This is a genomic window from Acidisphaera rubrifaciens HS-AP3 (assembly GCF_000964365.1).
GTDB classification, from domain to species: domain Bacteria; phylum Pseudomonadota; class Alphaproteobacteria; order Acetobacterales; family Acetobacteraceae; genus Acidisphaera; species Acidisphaera rubrifaciens.
Genome location: NZ_BANB01000933.1, coordinates 1 through 1761, shown reverse-complemented (window position 1 = coordinate 1761; position 1761 = coordinate 1). Strand labels below are relative to the sequence as shown.

The window sequence follows — 1761 nt, the reverse complement described above, 5'->3', positions numbered from 1 at the left end:
GGCCGTATTACCGAGCGGCAGCGACGAGCCGGTGCCGATCACGTTGCCCGGCCGCGCGCCGGTGTTCGGATCGGCCTGCGCCGCGGCCGGACCGGGCGCGCCCGCCAGGCACGATGCGGCGATGACGGCAGCCACCACGGCGGCGGCGCGGGCGGCACGGCGGCCGAGGATCCTGTCGGAGAGAAGATTCTGTGTCATCCGTGCGGCCTCCGAAAAAGATGGCCGGACCTTAAGACGGCCCCCGATTGCCCGCGACTCCCCCAGCGTGGCATCAGATGCGCATGCTGAACCTCTCGTTGTCCCGGCGGCGCGCCATGCTCGCCGCCGCATCCACGCTTGCCGCGCCCGCCCTCGCATGCCCCGCCGTCGCGCGGGCCGCCTATCGCGGCGACGACGGGTTCGATGGCTTCGTCGCGTCGATCGAGGTGCGTGCGCGATCGGAGGGGGTGTCCGACGCGACGCTGCGCCGCGCCTTCGCCGGGGTGCGGGTCAATCAGCACATCCTGGAGCTGTTCAACCACCAGCCGGAGTTCACGCTGACCTGGGCCGAGTACAAGGCCAAGGTGGTCAACGACAACCGCATCGCCACCGGGCGCGCGGTCTATGGCCGCAACCGCGCGCTGTTCGACGCGGTGCGTGCCCGCTACGGCGTCGATCCGGGCGTGATCCTCGGCATCTGGGGCCTGGAGAGCAATTTCGGCACGACCAAGGGCAATTACGGGGTCATCGAGGCGCTGAGCACGCTCGCCTACGCGACGCATCGCCGGCCGTTTTTCTCGGCCGAGCTGCTGGCCGCGCTGCGCATCCTGCAGGCCGGCGACGTGACGCCCGCGCACATGCTCGGCAGCTATGCCGGGGCGATGGGCCAGCCGCAGTTCATGCCGTCGAGCTACCTCCGGCTCGCGGTCGATTTCGACGGCGACGGGCGGCGCGACATCTGGGACGACCGGGCCGACGCGCTCGGCTCGATCGGCAACTATCTCGCGCATTCCGGCTGGCGCCTCGGCGAGCCGTGGGGGCAGCCGGTGCTGGTGCCCGCCGGCTTCGACGCCGGGCGCGCGGGACGCGACTCGCGCCGCAGCCTCGGCGAGTGGACCCGGCTCGGCGTGCGGCGGGTGGACGGGCGGCCGTTCTCACGCAGCGATGTGGAGGGCGCGGTGCTGATGCCGGACGGGTCGGGCGGCGAGGCCTACATGGCCTATGGCAACTTCGCTGCGATCCGGAAATACAACCCGTCCGACTTCTACGCCTTGTCGGTGGGCCTGATCGGCGATCGTATTCTCGCGTGAGGGGCGGGTGGACCGGCGCCGTCGCCCTCGCGCTGCTGGCCCCGCTCGCCGCGGGCTGCCATCGCCCGGGGCCGGTGCCGCATCCGCACTATGTCCTCGGCCCGGCGTGGCAGGGCGACGGGGCGTGGTTCTATCCGGCCGAGAGCTACAGCGCCGTTCAGACCGGGCTGGCGGCGATCGCGTCCGACCGGGGCGGGCGGCTGACGGCGGACGGCGAGGCGTATTCCCCCGACGCGCTGGCGGCGGCGCATCAGACCCTGCAGCTGCCGGCGATCGTGCGACTGACCAATCTCGACGACGGGCGGCAGATGCTGGTGCGGCTGGACGATCGCGGCCCGGCCTCGCCCGCGCGGCTGGTCGCGGTCACGCCGCGTGTCGCGGACCTGCTGGGCCTGCGCGACGGGACGCCGGTGCGGCTGGAGGTGATGGCCGAGGCGAGCCATCAGGCGGTGGACGCGGTCGGCGGCGGCCC

3 protein-coding genes are annotated in these 1761 nt (G+C 72.9%); 2 read left to right on the top strand and 1 reads right to left on the bottom strand.

Annotated elements, in window-relative coordinates; all coding sequences use genetic code 11:
• Positions 1-198: hypothetical protein (locus tag B8460_RS19170; protein WP_048863227.1), on the bottom strand; the 198-nt coding region annotated here is incomplete at its 3' end.
• 83 nt (positions 199-281) lie between these two features.
• Between B8460_RS19170 and B8460_RS19165 the strand changes: the two genes are divergently transcribed.
• Both B8460_RS19165 and B8460_RS19160 read left to right on the top strand, forming a co-directional pair.
• Positions 282-1289, top strand: a complete 1008-nt coding sequence (locus B8460_RS19165; RefSeq protein WP_048863228.1) for a lytic murein transglycosylase — start codon at positions 282-284, stop codon at positions 1287-1289.
• The coding region (locus B8460_RS19160) for a septal ring lytic transglycosylase RlpA family protein (protein WP_048863226.1) at positions 1286-1761 on the top strand (476 nt) is incomplete at its 3' end. The genes B8460_RS19165 and B8460_RS19160, both read left to right, overlap by 4 nt.